14 protein-coding genes are annotated in these 16,797 nt (G+C 56.6%); 8 read left to right on the top strand and 6 right to left on the bottom strand.

The genetic code is table 11. The annotated features are described in order from the left end of the window. Positions 1-74: 74 nt before the first annotated feature. From R5L00_RS02275 to R5L00_RS02265, 3 genes are all read right to left on the bottom strand, one after another. A complete protein-coding gene (locus R5L00_RS02275) occupies positions 75-1,559 on the bottom strand; it encodes an alpha-amylase family glycosyl hydrolase (protein ID WP_317653150.1) in 1,485 nt (494 codons plus the stop codon). Between the two features lie 289 nt (positions 1,560-1,848). Beyond that, on the bottom strand, positions 1,849-2,130 hold the full coding sequence (locus tag R5L00_RS02270) for a hypothetical protein (RefSeq protein WP_317653148.1): 282 nt from the start codon (positions 2,128-2,130) through the stop codon (positions 1,849-1,851). 66 nt (positions 2,131-2,196) lie between these two features. Continuing rightward, complete coding sequence (locus R5L00_RS02265) at positions 2,197-2,784, bottom strand: lipid-binding SYLF domain-containing protein (protein ID WP_317653146.1); 588 nt, start codon at positions 2,782-2,784, stop codon at positions 2,197-2,199. Positions 2,785-3,243: 459 nt separating this feature from the next. On the opposite strand from R5L00_RS02265, the gene R5L00_RS02260 reads away from it, so the two are divergent. After that, a complete protein-coding gene (locus R5L00_RS02260) occupies positions 3,244-3,960 on the top strand; it encodes a carbonic anhydrase (protein ID WP_317653144.1) in 717 nt (238 codons plus the stop codon). A gap of 386 nt (positions 3,961-4,346) precedes the next feature. Here the strand turns inward: R5L00_RS02260 and R5L00_RS02255 are convergent, their stop codons facing one another. Beyond that, positions 4,347-4,613: a hypothetical protein gene (locus R5L00_RS02255; RefSeq protein WP_317653142.1), complete on the bottom strand. Its 267-nt coding sequence runs from the start codon at positions 4,611-4,613 to the stop codon at positions 4,347-4,349. A gap of 222 nt (positions 4,614-4,835) precedes the next feature. On the opposite strand from R5L00_RS02255, the gene R5L00_RS02250 reads away from it, so the two are divergent. The 7 genes from R5L00_RS02250 (at position 4,836) to R5L00_RS02220 (ending at position 12,120) form a co-directional block, all read left to right on the top strand. Further along, positions 4,836-5,237 carry a YidH family protein gene (locus R5L00_RS02250; protein ID WP_317653141.1) on the top strand — a complete coding sequence of 134 codons (402 nt, stop codon included), beginning with the start codon at positions 4,836-4,838 and terminating at the stop codon, positions 5,235-5,237. Between the two features lie 537 nt (positions 5,238-5,774). Further along, positions 5,775-6,095 (top strand): hypothetical protein, encoded by a 321-nt coding sequence (locus tag R5L00_RS02245; protein ID WP_317653140.1) that lies wholly within the window; start codon positions 5,775-5,777, stop codon positions 6,093-6,095. Beyond that, on the top strand, positions 6,092-7,342 hold the full coding sequence (locus R5L00_RS02240; protein WP_317653139.1) for an anaerobic sulfatase maturase: 1,251 nt from the start codon (positions 6,092-6,094) through the stop codon (positions 7,340-7,342). Before R5L00_RS02245 ends, R5L00_RS02240 begins: the two co-directional genes overlap by 4 nt. Before the next feature lie 261 nt (positions 7,343-7,603). Then, entirely contained in the window at positions 7,604-9,961 is a 2,358-nt protein-coding gene (locus tag R5L00_RS02235) for an arylsulfatase (protein ID WP_317653138.1), read from the top strand. A gap of 271 nt (positions 9,962-10,232) precedes the next feature. After that, positions 10,233-11,108, top strand: a complete 876-nt coding sequence (locus R5L00_RS02230; protein WP_317653137.1) for a hypothetical protein — start codon at positions 10,233-10,235, stop codon at positions 11,106-11,108. Between the two features lie 164 nt (positions 11,109-11,272). Then, positions 11,273-11,653, top strand: a complete 381-nt coding sequence (locus tag R5L00_RS02225) for a hypothetical protein (RefSeq protein WP_317653135.1) — start codon at positions 11,273-11,275, stop codon at positions 11,651-11,653. Positions 11,654-11,805: 152 nt separating this feature from the next. Further along, on the top strand, positions 11,806-12,120 hold the full coding sequence (locus tag R5L00_RS02220; protein WP_317653133.1) for a hypothetical protein: 315 nt from the start codon (positions 11,806-11,808) through the stop codon (positions 12,118-12,120). Positions 12,121-12,209: 89 nt separating this feature from the next. Here R5L00_RS02220 and R5L00_RS02215 read toward each other — a convergent pair whose 3' ends face one another. Both R5L00_RS02215 and R5L00_RS02210 read right to left on the bottom strand, forming a co-directional pair. Next, positions 12,210-14,999: an MGH1-like glycoside hydrolase domain-containing protein gene (locus R5L00_RS02215; RefSeq protein ID WP_317653131.1), complete on the bottom strand. Its 2,790-nt coding sequence runs from the start codon at positions 14,997-14,999 to the stop codon at positions 12,210-12,212. Positions 15,000-15,392: 393 nt separating this feature from the next. Then, positions 15,393-16,433, bottom strand: coding sequence for a hypothetical protein (locus R5L00_RS02210; RefSeq protein ID WP_317653130.1), 1,041 nt, complete (start codon positions 16,431-16,433; stop codon positions 15,393-15,395). Positions 16,434-16,797 lie beyond the last annotated feature (364 nt).

The following is a 16,797-nucleotide window of genomic DNA, read 5'->3' as shown; positions in this document are numbered from 1 at the left end:
GTATCCATCTTACAGTTGATTGAAAGATAAGCGCTGGCAAATTATTACAAGATTCAAAAAAACACATCACGCGCTCACCCCACTCGCAGCCATCGGGTCAGGACATGATACCTCCACGGTGGAAGATCCACGTACAATCCCTGAGCGCACATTTCATCCCCGCTCCGTTCATACTCTTTTTCGGTAAAGAGGTCGGTCATCTGCCATCGCCTGCCTTTGAGTTCATCCCATGGCGGCAGTACCAGCCCTTGCGCACTCGAGGCCGAGAAATTCACGATGATCAGGTGATGCTCCTCATCGCTGCGCCAGCACCACGCAACGAGATTCTGGTAACTTGCATTATCCGGCCAACCGGTTCGATCACAGTGCTGCCAGTGACCCTTCCGCAGTCGGTCTGAAGACGCGGCTCTTAGAAGCATGCAGTAGAAAGCCCGGAGCTCTGGGTCTTCAGGCTCAGCAGGGCGGCGACCGAGGAAGACGGGAAGTCTGACCTTTCTTCCCTCCAACTGCCCTTCGTGAAAAAGTTTTGCTCCCGGGATCGTCGCAGTGATTACGGCAGCGGCGCGCTCCTTTTCGGGAGAAAAGACCGACCGGGCGCGAGGCTCATCGTGATTTTCGATAAAGCGGACCAGTTTTCCCTGGTAGTCAAGGTCAGCGCAAAGATGGAGCCGCACACTCTCCGCGGTGTCGTGTTCCAGACGGTCGTAGAGGCGCTTGTCGTAACAGTAATCGAACCCCTGATGCTGAAGTTCCCACTCGAGGTTCCAATAAACCTCTGCCATAAAAAGGAAATCCGGATGCGCTTTTTTTAGGGTGGTAATGACTTCAACCCAATACTCTGTTGCGGGCCATGGACCCGCGCGGTTGCCCCAGGTGCGTCCGAAGATAGCGTCGATGACAAGCATCGCCATGTCGCAGCGCACACCATCGCACTGGTCGGCGATGTCCGAAAGGGTCTCGAGCACCGCCTTCCGGAGTCCCGGGTGAAAGGCGTTCAGTTGCAGCACGTCCGGCCAAGCCGGAAAGTAGGGGCCCCGGCCACGTGCAAACACATTTCCTGACGTCTCAACGAATGATGCCGGATCGTTCCTAGCATCATCGGTGTTCCCATGAACGAAGTATTCAGGATGATGGTTAACCCATGGATGATCCGGCGCCATGTGATTCGGGACGAAATCGAGGATAAGCTTAAGCCCCCGCCTGGCCAGTTCTGTTCGGGCAACCGCGAGGCCTGAGGGACCTCCGAGGTGTTCGTCAACCACGTATTGACGAACACAATAGGGAGATCCGACGTTATCCTCCGAGCAATAATCGGGAAGAGCCTGCCGGAAATCTTCAATAAGACCCTTGTTCTGGTTCGCGATGGCGATCCCTTCGGGACTTCGTTCCCAGACACCCAACAACCAGATGGCATCGACCTTCAAATCTGCGATGGAATCCCACTCCTCGCCGGGAACTGTCGCCAACGTCACATGCGTTTTGCATGTCTGACACAGTTCCCGGAGCCAAACCCAGGTATTTATTTCATAGACTACGGGATATTTTGACCACGATTTCATTTATGCGCTTCCTCACGCTGGGCCGAGCGGACCTGCCCCTGCCGTTCGCTTAGGGTAAGGACTCCACACTTTCCCCGAGGCATCCTCCCGTGCGCCGACAACGCGACTTTTCTTGGCATTCTTTTGCGTGTCGGTTATCTTTTAAGACTTCTTACGGCCATAAGGTGACGGAACTCAGGGCCGCCACGCTGCTCCGTCAGCTACCCAGGCGTTCTTACTGGTGCATTGCCATTGCATGAATGGGATTTCTTTACTCATGCGGAATCCTGTGTTCGCAGAGCGCTCCGGGCTACACCCATTGACGTGTCTCGGCGCGTCGGGCGAGCCAGTGGGCTGCCAGAAACGACGCGATTGTTTGCATGGGAATTCCGATTGGGATGACCTTCGTAAGCAAGTACGCCAGGGCTGGACATAGTACAAAACCGCACAGCACGCTCAGTAGCGCGAAGCGCACGTTTCGCAGCGCCCCAAGGGCTTCCTGGAAATTAAGCCTGAGCCCATGTCCAGGAGGTTGCCAACCATGAAGATCACGATTCGAGAGTTTTAACAGGATTGGAAGTATTTCAACCAAGAGTCCCATCCGCGCTGAGGTTCATACAGGCGGCGTTTGGTAGCTGCAGCGACACAACTCCGATCGTTAGTCTGGATAGAGGCGGGTGATTTTCGAGCCCAGCAAACCTGCGCCTGCCATCAATCCCTTCTGACCGAAAATGAATGCATAGACATCGTCTTTGGCCATTGTCGTAGTCATCGCCCTGGCGGTCCCTTCATCCACGACAACGACGCTCGGGCCGGCCCCGATTTCCCAGCCCCCGCTCTGGTCCAGATAGCGCAATGCCTCATCACTCATAAAAAACAACGCGTAGCTGAATGATTGCACCCCAGCTTGAAAACCATACGACCCGCCAAGCGTGGTGTAGTAGGCGACCGTTTTACCTTTTTTACGCAGCGCTCCGCTTCCATATTGCGCGCCGCCCATAAATCCCGCTTTAATGACGCTCGGGAACACCAGTATGCCGTTCGCACGCTGGGCAAGTTCTCTTGCCGCGGGAGTGCTTGCATAAAGTTTTTTCAACGCTGCGTCGACATTCCTATCGATCTCCGCCGCAGAAATCCCTGCAGATTGCCCCCCCATTGAAGTGGATGACTGGCCTCCGGTAGATTGACAACCCGCGAGAGCAAGCAGGCCTACCAACAAGACATTCCAAAGATTTTTGATAAACATGGTTTGTACCCCCTTGTTTTTACCCCGGTGCCATTAAAAAGAATGGCGCCAACCAACTCCATTGAAACACACGAATATTCAACAATTAAGCATAGGACAAGCATGGGAGTTTGCCGATAAAACATGCTGATTTTTTTTAGCATCAAATGGCAATCAATGGGGTTATCAGTGGCTATTGATAGGCAGCGTGTTCGTGGCCACTTTTTTGTGCCGCTATTGGTAGCGGCTACAGGGCGTTCGCCGCTACCGTCGGTAACCGGGGGTTGTTTGGGGCTGCCGAGTCCACTGCCTAGAGATCTCAGTACTTCCATGGTCTAGAATAAGGATAGGGGACCGACCTCCATCGTAGCGAGATCACCATGTTGCGGCCGCAAGCAGTTGAAGGGAGCTAGGCAAGAGGAGGGAGGGCGTGCGTTCCGATCTAATCCTTCCAAGCAATCACTGAAGTGGGTAATCATCATGACGAGTCCGAATCTAAATCGAAGGCAATGGATAGTTGCCGCCGGAGGTTTAAGTCTAGGAATGGCCTTCGGCGCCTCAGCCAAAGAGTCCCCCTCCAAAACAGCCGATACCGAGCCTTATCCATCTGGCGTCGGCGAGGCGCTCGCGCGATTAAAGAAGGGGAACCAGCGTTTCAGGGATGGTGTGTCGCGCCATACGCACGAGACGGCTTCCTGGCGCAGCTTGTTAGTCGAAACCCAAAAACCTTTCGCTACCGTTCTGGGTTGTAGCGATTCGCGCGTACCGCCTGAACTGATCTTCGATGCAGGATTTGGCGATCTCTTCACGATCCGGGTTGCCGGCAACATAATCGCCGAAGACGTGATCGGTACTCTGCAATATGGCGTAGCTCACCTGCATACTCCGCTGGTGGTCGTACTGGGTCATGAAGGTTGCGGGGCGGTCGGTGCCACCCTGGAGGAGATGCTCCACAAGACGAAGGAACTGGAACATATCGAGTCGCTGATCCAGTTGATCAAGCCCGGACTGCGAGAACTCGACCTGAACCTGGATCGGGCCGCGCTGATGAAAGCAGCCGTGGAGGCGAACGTACGCTGGTCCATGCGGCAACTGTCCACCAGCCCGGAAGGGGAGCGGGCGCTCCGCGAAAAACGTGTAGGCCTGGTTGGCGGCGTATATGACCTGGCAACGGGCCGGGTTCGCTTCCTTGATTAAGATAGTCGCGGGGATCCGACGGGCCGCCCACCCGAATGACGGTTGTTGCTCGTCCCGCAGCCCTCCCAGTTACCGGTAAGTCGGGAACGGGATCTGATACCCCCCAAAAGGGGGAACATCGACCGCTTGCGCGGTGGATGGACCTGGGTCGATCAGCGAGGTCGAGCCCAGCAAGACCATTGAAGCGTACCGGACGTGTCTGGTCCAGGCGCCTTTCACTCGCCGACTTCTGTGTGTAGAGACATCCCGTCTGCCCGGCTGCAAGATTAAGCAACCCTAACTTGCGCTTGAAATATTTGTTTACCCACTCGTGGGGTGACTCATGTGCGCCTTTCAGCGCCGCCTTTGCGAGGCCCTACTGTCCGATTTAATTGAAGCGACTACAGCTAATACTTGATATCACGACCTTCCTTTCGGGCATCCTGCTTGGTGTCTCGCTTGTCCTGCCGACATTCCGCCCGAGTCTTTTCCTCTCCCGCACGACATTCGGCTTTGGTCTCTCTTGCCCCCTGACGGGCGTCCTGTCTTACATCTCGCGCTTCGCGACGTTGCTCGCCCTGTTCGGTTGCGTAGCTCGTCAAAGGTGCTACGAACAATGTCGTTGCTATGGCTAACTGAGATGCGACAATTTGAAAACCGGCTTTCCTGGTCATGTTCTTGCTCCTTTCCTTATAGAAGATCCAAAACCTGCTTGATCCTTACTGATCTGCCTGGCGTAGTGAATAGAAAAAATAAAAACCCCTTTTCACTAATGTTAAACATAGATGAAGTAGAACGTATAGTCAAAGCGTAAGCTTCCCCCTTTGCGAGGTAAGCAGAAAATAGAACTTTCGGGCGGATTTAGCCTCGAGGATAAATCGAACAGGAGGTCAAACATGACGACCCCAGATACGAAATCGGCCAACATGCTTGCGCAAGACCGGACGGACCTCGCAGTAAGCCGCACCATGATGGCGGCCGACCGTTCGTTGATGGCGTGGATCCGGACAGCGCTTTCCATGATCAGTTTTGGCTTCACCATTTACAAAATCCTTCAAGGGTTCCAGGAGAGCGGGTCAAAGTTGCCCGCCGAACAGACTCCCCGGAATATCGGTCTGTTTCTGATCGGACTCGGCACCGCTTCGATGGTAATGGGTACGATTGCGTATTGGCAGACATTCAAGGAATTGCGTCTGCTTCAGCATTTCCCGGTGTGGCGCCCTTCGTTTGTCGTCGCTCTGATCATGTCCGGTTTGGGTTTATTTTTGTTCGTGGGTATTGTCGTCAAGGTGCTCTGAACGCCAGCCCGAAATCGGGTATTCATTGAAACGAATGTAGCGGCCTTGCGGCCTTCGTTTGCGCCACATTCCTAGCCGGCAACCCTGTGCGCTCCCTCCGCCCCCCGCCCATCCTTGGCGAATCCCTCTCCGAGCTTCCCTGGTATGAAGTCATGCCGTCTACTCTATTGCATTCACAGTCATTCTGGCGTTTTACGGACCCCGTGCTGTTTGCCCTGCCGCAGCATGCGCTTGCCCTTTAGATGGCTTTCCTCTCGGGGCCTGAATCATGAACAGCGCCGTTATGGGACCTGGCGTCAGAAAAAGATCGGCAGATTTTCCAATTCATGACCCGTGGGATCATCTATGCTTTGATTGTGTTGCCGCCGTGTTGACAAAGCAACAGGGCAACGGGGAAGGGTTTGAGGGTTACTAATCAGGAAGCAAACCGTGCAATAGGCTTCTTTGGTTTAAACTGGATTTTTACCCTTGGAACCATGCATATATGGACGACATCTGGATGCGCGTTGTAGAGAACATGGGCGATCGAACGAGCGGATGAAACTGAGATTTATTCTGGAACCGGTAATGGCTTCGATCTTCGCGATCACCTCGGGCTTGAATGATGCCAAGGCGGGCAAGCCGCCATATTTCTGGTCCCTCATTACCGATCCCACGCAGCGGGCGGATATGATTCGGGACGGATGGAAGAGCGTCGGTAAGGTTTTTGTCATAGCGCTGGTTTTCGATGTCGTGTACCAGATCATCGTGTTGCGCTTTGTATATCCGGGGGAGGCAATCATTGTCGCGTTCGGTCTCGCAATCGTGCCATACCTGATCCTGCGCGGACTGGTCAATCGTCTTACCTCCAGGAAATGACCGGCTCGCAAGCTCCTCTTCGTGACTTTCATCTGCTGGCGAAGCCCGCGGGCGCGGCCTGCAACCTGGGCTGCCAGTACTGTTTTTTCCTGTCCAAGGAAAACCTTTACCCCCGCGAGAGCCCGCTCATGGACGAGGCAATGCTGGACACCTACATCCGGCAACTGATGGAATCGTCCCCCGGGCCGCAGGTCGATGTCGCCTGGCAAGGCGGCGAGCCTATGTTGCGGGGGCTGGACTTCTACCGACGCTCCGTGGAACTGGCCAAGCGGTACCGGAAGCCGCATCAGGGCGTCCTTCACACCATGCAAACGAATGGGACGCTGGTGACTGACGAATGGGCTGCCTTCTTCAAGGAAAACAATTATCTGGTTGGGATCAGCGTGGACGGGCCTCGCGTGCTGCACGATGCATACCGGGTCAACAAGCAAAACGAAGGCAGCTTTGACGACGTGATACGAGGCTGGAGCTGCCTGCGCAAGCACGACGTCGATGTCAACATTCTTTGCACCATTCACGCCGCGAATGCAGAGCATCCCCTTGAGGCATACCGCTTTTTCAGGGACGAGTTGCAGGCACAGTACATCCAGTTCATTCCGATTGTCGAGCGCGCCACTGCGGACACGATCGCCTTCGCCAACCAGGGCTGGGGTGGCCCAAAAGGTACGGACCGGCCACTGTATAAACAAGAGGGCAATCTGGTGACTGAACGCACGGTGAAGGCAGAGCAGTTCGGACAATTCTTGATCAGCATATTCGATGAGTGGGTGCAGCGCGACGTCGGCAAAGTGTATGTCACGACTTTCGACGTCGCTCTCGGCAGCTGGCTTGGCCAGCACAATGCCTGCATTGTTGCCCCGACCTGTGGCAGCGCCCTGGTGCTGGAGCACAACGGCGATGTGTACTCCTGTGACCATTACGTCGAGCCCGATCACAAGCTTGGCAATATTAGGGAAACCCCGCTCAAGACGCTCGTGTCCTCCGAAAAGCAACGCCGCTTCGGCCAGAGCAAATACGACACACTTCCCAAATATTGCAAGGAGTGCCCGGTCCTGTTCGCCTGCTATGGCGAGTGCCCGCGCAATCGTTTCATCAAGACACCCGAGGGGGAAGATGGTTTGAACTATCTTTGCGCCGGCTACAAGGCGTTCTTCATCCACATCGACAAGCCGATGAGGGCCATGGCCAGCCTGCTGCGGCAAGGCAGATACGCCGATGAGATCATGCAAGTGCCACGCGGCACCTGAGATCACCTGAGGCGCCGGCCACGGCTGTAATTGTCGTAATCGGGACGACTGAAGAATGGTGGCCAACTTATTTATCCAGCGACGGGCTGGCAGGTTTTCAGCAGTAATTGGGAAACCTGCTAGTCTGGAAGCATGGGCTTGACGCCCATTGTTCTTTTACCGCAGCTAGTCCGGTCATTCTCTTTCGGTAGCGGAGCCTGTGACGCGGTTGAAGCCGATAGCCGGTGCGGGCTGCCGAAAAAAACTCAGCGAGGCAAGAACATGGCACTCAACGAATATACACCTGGAACGGCATTCCCCGGGGTCATCGGTCGAACGTTCGATGTCTCCAGCCCGGCCTGGCCCCGGCCCCTGCGGGCAAAGGAAGGCGCGCCGAATGTTTTGTTCATTGTGCAGGACGACACCGGCTTCGGCCAGATGGGCTGTTACGGCAGCCCCATCGAGACCCCGAATATAGACGCGCTCGCGAAAGGTGGCCTGCTCTTCAACAATATGCACACCACGGCACTGTGTTCGCCCACCCGGTCTTGCATCCTGACCGGACGCAACCATCACTCCAACGCCATGTCCTGCATCACCGAGGGGTCCACCGGCTATCCGTGCGGAAACGGAAACATCCCGTTCGAGAACGGCTTCCTCTCCGAGACGCTACTCCAGCACGGCTACAATACTTATGCAGTGGGGAAATGGCACCTGACGCCGGCAGACCAGATCTCGGCGGCCGGCCCATATGATCGATGGCCATTGGGGCGGGGCTTCGAGCGCTATTACGGTTTTCTCGGGGGGGATACCCACCAGTACTACCCGGAGCTGGTGTACGATAACCACAGCGTTGAGCCTGAGAAAGCGCCGGAAGAAGGTTATCACCTGACCGAGGATCTGGTGGACAAGGCCATCAGCTTCATTGCCGACTCCAAGCAGGTCGCCCCGAACAAGCCTTTCTTCCTGTACTTTGCCCCCGGCGCGACCCACGCACCGCATCACGTGCCGAAGGAGTGGTCCGACAAATACAAGGGCAAATTCGACGACGGGTGGGACGCGTATCGCGAGAAGACTTTTGCAAGACAGAAGGAACTGGGGATTATTCCGCAGGACGCGGAGCTCTCGCGTCACGATCCGGACGTTCAGGACTGGAGCACACTGTCGCCAGAAGAGAAGCGGCTTTATGCCCGGATGATGGAGGTTTTCGCCGGGTTCCTGACCCACACCGACTACCATTACGGCCGCCTGTTCGATTTCCTGAAGACCATCGGCGAATGGGAAAATACCATCATCATGTTCATCTCCGACAACGGCGCCAGCTCGGAAGGCGGGCCCACCGGATCGGTCAACGAGAACAAGTTCTTCAATAACGTGCCCGATTCGCTGGAACAGAACCTGACGATGATCGAGGAGCTGGGTGGGCCGTCCACCTTCAATCACTATCCGTGGGGCTGGACATTCGCGGGGAATACTCCGTTCCGTCGCTGGAAGCGGGAGACCTACCGTGGCGGCATCAGCGATCCGTTCATTGTCCACTGGCCGAAGGGAATCAAGGCGAAGGGCGAGGTGCGCACGCAGTTTGCCCACGCCATTGACATGGTTCCAACCGTGCTCGAGGCGCTCGGCATTGAGGCCCCGGTCTCCATCAAGGGTGTGACGCAGTCTCCGATCGAAGGCCGCAGCTTCGCCCATATACTGGACGACGCCAATGCGCCCACTAGGCACCTCACCCAATACTTCGAGATGATGGGGCACCGGTCGATCTATCACGATGGCTGGCGGGCGGTTTGCCCATGGCCAGGGACGTCCTTCAAGGAAGCGGGCGCCTTCTTCGGTGCGCCGATCGACAAGGATAAGCTGACCGAACTGGATGCCAAGGGCTGGGAGCTGTATCACATCACGGAAGATGTCGCGGAGAATCACAACGTGGCAACCGACAACCGCGCGAAGCTGATCGAGCTGATCGCCACCTGGTATGTCGAGGCCGGCAAGTACAATGTTTTGCCGATAGACAGCAGGGGCACTCTGCGCTTTGCCGACGAACGTCCTCAGATTGCGCTTGCCCGGACCCGATACACCTACTATCCGGGGACGCAGATGGTGCCAATCAACGCTTGTCCAAATGTGTTGAACCGGCCCCACAGTATTACCGCCGATGTCGAGATTTCCAAGGGTGGCGACGTGGAAGGCGCGCTGCTCTCGGCCGGCGATGTCCAGGGCGGTTATGCCTTCTATGTACAGGGCGGCAAGCTCCATTACGTCTACAACTATGTGGGCAGCCAGTTCTTTCACGCCGAGTCGACCGTCCCGGTCGCAGAGGGTCGCCATGAGCTGCGCTTTGAGTTCGAGGTGACCGGCAAACCCGACATCAAGCACGGCAAGGGCGCGCCGGGACGCGGCCGGCTCTACGTCGATGGCGAGCTGGTCGGGCAGGTCGACATTCCGGTTACGATGCCGCTAAGCCTTGGTCTCGGCGGAGGAATCATGTGCGGTGCCGACACTGGCTCCCCGGTCTGGGATAAGTACGAGCCGCCGTTCAAGTTCACCGGCACGCTCCATAGCGCGACTGTGGACGTGAGCGGAGAACTGATCAAGGACGATGAAGATGCCCTGAAAATCATCATGGCGCGGCAGTAAGCACATTGGATCGCCAAACCAGGTCGGGCTGCCGATCCTCTGCAATCGCCCGACAAAAGGAACGAAACAAGGAGGATTTACGACCCCAATTGCATGGCTTACAAGTGCTGAGGGGCGTGTCTGTTTCTCCATCCGCTTGTCCTGACGGAGAAGCGGACCTTCCATTTTACCGGCGCGATCAAACGGGTCATTGTCGACGGGAGCGGCGGGCACGTCGAGGATTACCAAGCCCGGATGCACATCGCCCTCGCCAAACAGTGAGATTGTGTCGATGGACTTGTCTCTTGCCCAAATCCTCGGGTTGGTGCTGAAAGCATGCATCCTCACGACCATATTCGCGCTTGGCCTCAAGGCAGCGTGGGCGGACGTCGCCTACTTGTTGCGCCGGCCGGGGCTGCTCTCGCGTTCGCTGCTCGCCATGTATGTGCTGACGCCGCTGGCCGCCATGCTGCTTGTGCTCGTTTTCCCGGCGCCTCGGGTGGTGGGAAGTGCGGTATTGCTGATGGCTATCTCGGCCGGCGCTCCCCTGCTGCCGAAGACGTTGTTCAAGCTCGGCGCAAACCCGTCTTATGTCTATAGTCTGTCGGTCATTGCGGCGTTGCTCGCAATCGTCACCGTACCGGTTTCGCTCACCATCCTCAGCGCCATCTTCCACAGATCCGCCAGCATCGCGGCAAGCGAGGTAGCCTACACGATCTCGACGGCATTTCTCGTGCCCCTGCTCGCCGGCATGGTGGCGCGCCACCTGTCGCCGACGCTGGCCGAGCGCATCAGCGACCCGATTATCAACACGGCAAACATCATTCTGTTAGGTCTGGTTGTGCTCATTGTGGCGACCAATCTCTCCGCTATTCTTGCAGTGGGCCCCTCGGCGTTCGCGATCATTGTGATGATGACATTTGCCGCATTGGGGATCGGCCATGCCCTGGGCGGACCAGATCCGAACGACCGTACCGCGCTGGCCATCGCTTGTGCGAGTCGCTTTCCCGCGCTCGTGTTGCTTATAGCCTCGCTGAACTCTCCCGGCATCAAGCCGCTGCCGGTCGTCGCAGCCTACTTGTTATTTTCCAACCTGGCGGCTATCCCTTATATGCGCTGGCGCGCGTCCCTACGTAAAAGCATAGGCGGCGGCGCGATCAAATACTGATGCAGCGCAACAGTGAGGATAGTGCCCTGCCAGTTATCATTCCTATGCCGTTGGGGATCCTCGACAGCAGCAGGACGTGAACTATACCTGCGTCTTGTTATGATCTAGACTTGGATTGTGGGACGACGAAGATAATTTCTTCCGTAGATTTAGCGGGGATGAATATGAGCAATGCCTTGATCATGCGAACAGCTTATGTTTGGGTAACACCAGCGTTCGTGTCAGGTGCGCCTGTCGATCACACCTGGGTGACCACTTACGATAATCAAGTTACACCGTTGCCCGATGTCGAGTCCGTCGACGCGCTCGGGGAGCGTTACTGGTTTTGTTGGGGCAGCTTCCACGCCGATGGAAATCCGGCCATCCCTCTGCGCTCAGGCACGGTGAACGTTCCATTCGCTGAGTGCCTGGTACGGCCAACGCCGATTCACGACTTGATAGCGCGGCACGGGGAACAATATTTACATACGGTGCTGACGGTGTTTGTCATCAACTTGCCAATCAGGTACTTTGGGCATCAAAAGACAGGACGGGTGTTCCGTTGACAACAGCTGGCTCAAATGGGTACAAGGCAAGTGTATTCTTTTACCGGATGTACGGTCGGGAGAAAGAAGCCTGGAACCACAAGAAAACGAGTTGTACTGCAAACCCTGTGGGCGGTGGGAGCGGGGGAGGGGGAGGTGGAGGTCGCGATGAAATGACAAACAATGGTGACGACGATTTCGATAGAGATGCCCGGCGGATTCTTCCACCGACCCGTTTTGCGGAACTGAAAGCGCTACGAGAACGGTTTGGTGCAGAATTGCAGCTTGAGGCGGAAGCGAAAATCAACCTGACGCCCGGCGAGCAGGCTGCAGCCGAGATAAACGTAGCAATTAATATCTATTTGCACGAGGTCGCGAAATTGCTGAGCAGAAGTGAGTTCGAGTCATTGTTTGGCTTTCCGCCGGAGCAACCGATTGAATTGGTAGACCGGAAGATGGTTCGTGCGGATAAGGAGGTGGACCGTTAATGGGGGGCGCGTCTCGTTCAGTATCTGATCACCCTTGATCTACCGACCTCGCAGATCATCCCGATAGGCTCATGCTTCAGATCGGTGCGTCACTTCGTTGTGTCCCGGTGTATGAATGCCGCGGCTTTTCCTTGCTGGAGCGCGCTTTGAGCATCGAGAAATCCAAAGAGCTGGATTATTTTTGCTACGCCACCGGTCCAACCCGTCTGGTGGCTTGCACCGAGGCCGGCGCCGTTGTCGCCATGGAAATACTCGTAGAACAGGATGTGGTCGCGCCAGTTCGGGTCGTTCTGAAACTTCTCTGTTCCTCCGTACACCGGGCGGCTGCCCTGTTCATTGCGCAGAAAGATGCCGGTCAACCGGTCCCCGATCTCCTTGCTAACCTCGAAGAGGTTCATCATGTTGCCTGAACCGGTGGGGCATTCAATCTTGAAGTTGTCCCCGTAGTACAGATAAAACTGCAGCAGCGCCCGGATGATGAGGGCATTCACGGGCATCCAGATCGGCCCCCTCCAGTTCGAGTTGCCGCCGAACATGCCCGTGTTCGACTCGGCAGGCAGATAGTCCACGCGGTACTCCTGACCGCCCACCTCCAAAACGTATGGGTTTTGCGCATGAAATTTGGAGACCGAGCGAATGCCGTAGGGGCTCAGGAACTCGTTCTCATCAAGCATTCTCGACAGAATGCGGCGAAGCCGCTCCGGATTGACGAGGGCCATGATCCCCCGGTCGGCCACGCCAAGATGACCCGTGCCGGTGGGATGGATGGACTCGAGGAGTTCCGGCATCTGGCGCAAGCGTTCCGTAAACAAGGCCATTGTCTGCGGCGTGCGCTCGCGCTGCCACGTTTCGATCACGGTGGTGGCGCAAAGAGGCAGAAGCCCCACCAGCGAGCGCACCTTGAGCCGGGTGGCGCTGCCATTGGGAAGCCGCAGCAGGTCGTAGTAGAAGCCGTCTTCCTCATCCCACATGCCGTCCGCTCCAGGCTGGTTCATGGCCGCGGCGATATACAGGAAATGCTCCACGAACTTGAAGGCCATGTCCTCGTAGGTCTGATCGTAGGAAGTCAGCTCAAGGGCGAGTTCCAGCATGTTCTGCGTGAAGAGGGCCATCCACGCCGTGCCGTCCGCCTGCTCGAGGTAGCCTCCGGTGGGAAGCGGTGCGCTGCGGTCGAAGACGCCGATGTTATCGAGGCCGAGGAAGCCGCCCTCAAAGACGTTCTTGCCAAAGCGGTCCTTGCGATTCACCCACCAGGTGAAATTCAGCAGGAGCTTGGTGAATGCAGACTTGAGGAAATCGACGTCAGTTTCGCCGCGCAGGGCCTGCTCGGTACGGTACAGGAACAGGGTCGCCCAGGCGTGGACGGGCGGATTCACATCGCTGAAGTTCCACTCATAGGCTGGGAGCTGGCCGCTGGGGTGGAGGTAGTGGCCGCGAAGCATCAATTCCATCTGCTGTTTTGCGAAGTCGGGGTCCACAATCGAGATCGGCAATGTGTGGAAGGCGAGATCCCAGGCCGCGTACCATGGGTACTCCCACTTGTCGGGCATGGAGATAATGTCCTCATTGACCATGTGAAACCACTGCCGATTTCGGAAATCACGGCTGCCTCGATGAAGGGGGTGAGCGTGGTGCTCTTCCAGCCACTGATTCGCATCCAGGTAGTAGTACTGCTTTGACCAGAGCATGCCGGCGATCGCTTGGCGCATCACGTTGGCGGCATCGGGAGAAACTGACCGCGGCGTCACCGAGCGGTAAAACTCATCCGCATCCCGCCGTCGCGCAGTGAGGGTCTCCTCAAAATCTTTCCCGAAGAGGGATGCGCCGATGGCGTTTGCGTCCTGCGCGGCATTGTTCTCGCTGGCCTTGGTGGTGGTTAGACGCAGCCGCACTATCGCTGACTGTCCAGGACTTACCTTAAGCTCGTAGTGTGCCGCGACCTTGGTTCCATTCTTGTCGGGGTTCACCGCGGCCTGGCGGCCATTCACTATGTAGTCGTTGATTCCGTCCTTCACAAAGGGAGTCTGGTTGGGCGTTCCGAAGACGCGCTCATAATTCGTTTCGTTCTCGGTAAAGAGCAGTTGTACATCGCCTTCGCAGTAGAGGTGGTATGAACCCAGAGTCTCATGCGCAGCTTCGACCGCGGTGATACCCTCAGAAAGGGCGTTCTGCTTTATATCCGGTCTTTTGGATGGCCTGGCAATCCACTTCGCCCAGTCGTTTCGGAACCATAGGGTCGGCAAAATATGCAACTCGGCCGCATCCGGGCCCCTGTTTATGGCGGTGATCTGAACCAGAATATCTTCCGGGCCGCCCTTGGCGTATTCCACAAAGACGTCGAAATAACGGTCATCGTTGAACACGCCCGTATCAATAAGTTCGTACTCCATTTCATCACGGGTGCACTGCCGGTTTGTCGACAGCAGGTCATTGTAAGGATAGGCTGCCTGCGGATACTTATACAGGTACTTCATGTAAGAATGGGTCGGCGTGCTGTCGAGATAAAAATAGTATTCCTTCACGTCCTCGCCATGGTTGCCTTCGCTGTTCGTGAGCCCAAAAAGGCGTTCCTTCAGAATGGAATCCTTGCCGTTCCACAGTGCGAGCGCAAGGCAGAGGTGCTGCTTGTCATCGGAAATGCCCGCTAACCCGTCCTCCCCCCAGCGGTATGCTCTGGAGCGCGCCTGATCGTGGGAGAAGTAATTCCACGCATCCCCGTTTTCGCTGAAGTCCTCGCGGACCGTACCCCACTGCCGTTCACTTAGATAGGGCCCCCACTTCTTCCACGGAACGTTCTCCGTGCGCGCAGCCTCAAGCCGCTTCGCTTCTTCATTCGTGGCCATGAACGCCTCTTTTATCCAGTTCTGTTCTGCCGGCAATGCCGGACCTGTTTATCTCCAGGAGCGATAGAAGGGATGAATGTTCGTCCCAAAACACACATTATTAGTTTCTATTGTAGATGCAGATTCAAGCTGTCGCCGTAAGCTCAGTCAACCATGTTCGTACATGAGTGTGGAATTTGGACTTGGGTGGATAAAAGGCGCTGCCCATGTAATCATTTCCACAACGCGCGGAGGCCCGGGCAATAGGTCTTCGGGTCATTTGGCGATACCAGAAAGGCATCGACAGGCACTACATAGTGATGGGGCAAAACTTCTTGAGAGTCAGCTTGTGGACGAAAAATCAAGTAAAGACGAACAGCGTTTCTGACCATTGGACGCCGAGGGAAAAATCCGCCGTCAATTCCAATTTCCCCGAAGTCACGCTCATCGCTAGAAACTCCGGAACATGTAACGGACGCCACCATTGATATTCCACGCGTAAGCACCGGGAAGGTCCTGTCCCCAGACGCCAACCCCGGGACGCACGAACACTCCGAATCTTCCCACTACATTCCGTCCGAGTTCAAGTTCAAGGACCATACTGCTCTTGGCGCTCCGCTCCCAATCGACCCTCCAGTTTGCATGCGCGATGCTCCACCAGTGCTGGCCCCAAAACGTATTGAGCTGGATTGCTGCCGTCGAAACGTTAACAGAGCTTCGGGCAGGTTCGCCCCCGACAGAGACCTGTTGAGTGAATAACCCCACCAGGAAAGAGTCCCATTTGGGGAGAAACCGGGCTGTGGCGATGGTCGGGCCCACGGTATATTTGCCGAGGCTTAACCCGGGCTCGGTCGCGGTGGGGAAAGTGGATGTCACGCCGACCAGTACAGCATATTCAGGCGTGTTGTAGGCGCGCCACGCGGCCGTGACGGCGAGGTCGCTGAACCCTTGGACGCTAGAGGTGCCGGGACGGTTCGGATCGCTCCAGGCAAAGACCGGCGTATCTACGCGGAGCAGGTAGTTCCCCCTGAAGGGCAGATCGACACGGGCTACGGTATTGACGCCTCGCGCTCCGTGGGAGAGCCCCAGGTATTCGGAAGACAGCTGTATTCGGCCCACGATTGCAGTAGGATCGGTCCCATACTTCGCGGCCAGTTGTCTGAGACGCTCCGCCTCTTCCCGCTGCTCCGGCGTCATCTCCTGGGGCCCCAGCCTGCGCAGGACGCGCGGCGCCCCCGGTACGGCATCGGGTTCCGTTGCTGGATTCTCGATGCCATTCTGCCGGGGGAGGGGCGGCCCGCTACTCTTCGGTATCTCCGGCGATGATTTCTGCCCTAGCGCTGCCGGGACGCACGCCGTGTACAGTGACAGCGCCCCCAAAAGCCAGGCGCACGTGCTGATGTCCCTATATCGCGATCTGCTCACCCAGTTCCCCTCGAATGTAGTGCTCTCTGTACCTCTGCCTGCCAGGAAGGGCTCGTTGATTTCCACGGGATTTCCCCGGTTCGTGAGGAAAATCGTAACGATTTTAGTTTAGCGTGCTCATCGGCTCACCGCTGGAAAATGCGCCAACGAAAAACATGATACTACGCGGTAGGGGAGCGGGAATGCCGTGCCACGGACGATTGGTATCGGGCGACAGTTTGGCTTGCCGATGGTTAACGAGGATGGATGACGTTGCCGAGATTGGTGAGCAAACTGGCGGCATGGAGCAACCGGGCCCTATCCCATCTACAATAGGAGTACGACCTGCCAATCCCGCGCCATGTTCAAACCGGATGGTGGCGAGTTGCCCTCTGTCGACAGAGGGAACATCCGCCGGCCAGCTGGATGGATTCCGCAAGGTATGTATGCC

Origin of the sequence: Nitrosospira sp. Is2 (assembly GCF_033095785.1) — a bacterium.
Classification (GTDB): domain Bacteria; phylum Pseudomonadota; class Gammaproteobacteria; order Burkholderiales; family Nitrosomonadaceae; genus Nitrosospira.
Note: the sequence above shows the minus strand (reverse complement) of the source record. Positions and strands in the feature narration are given on the sequence as shown.

Coding starts and splice junctions, on each gene's coding strand:
- R5L00_RS02275 (WP_317653150.1), bottom strand. CDS start 1,559: ATGAAATCGTGGTCAAAATATCCCGTAGTCTATGAAATAAATACCTGG.
- R5L00_RS02265 (WP_317653146.1), bottom strand. CDS start 2,784: ATGTTTATCAAAAATCTTTGGAATGTCTTGTTGGTAGGCCTGCTTGCT.
- R5L00_RS02260 (WP_317653144.1), top strand. CDS start 3,244: ATGACGAGTCCGAATCTAAATCGAAGGCAATGGATAGTTGCCGCCGGA.
- R5L00_RS02255 (WP_317653142.1), bottom strand. CDS start 4,613: ATGACCAGGAAAGCCGGTTTTCAAATTGTCGCATCTCAGTTAGCCATA.
- R5L00_RS02250 (WP_317653141.1), top strand. CDS start 4,836: ATGACGACCCCAGATACGAAATCGGCCAACATGCTTGCGCAAGACCGG.
- R5L00_RS02245 (WP_317653140.1), top strand. CDS start 5,775: ATGAAACTGAGATTTATTCTGGAACCGGTAATGGCTTCGATCTTCGCG.
- R5L00_RS02240 (WP_317653139.1), top strand. CDS start 6,092: ATGACCGGCTCGCAAGCTCCTCTTCGTGACTTTCATCTGCTGGCGAAG.
- R5L00_RS02235 (WP_317653138.1), top strand. CDS start 7,604: ATGGCACTCAACGAATATACACCTGGAACGGCATTCCCCGGGGTCATC.
- R5L00_RS02230 (WP_317653137.1), top strand. CDS start 10,233: ATGGACTTGTCTCTTGCCCAAATCCTCGGGTTGGTGCTGAAAGCATGC.
- R5L00_RS02225 (WP_317653135.1), top strand. CDS start 11,273: ATGAGCAATGCCTTGATCATGCGAACAGCTTATGTTTGGGTAACACCA.
- R5L00_RS02220 (WP_317653133.1), top strand. CDS start 11,806: ATGACAAACAATGGTGACGACGATTTCGATAGAGATGCCCGGCGGATT.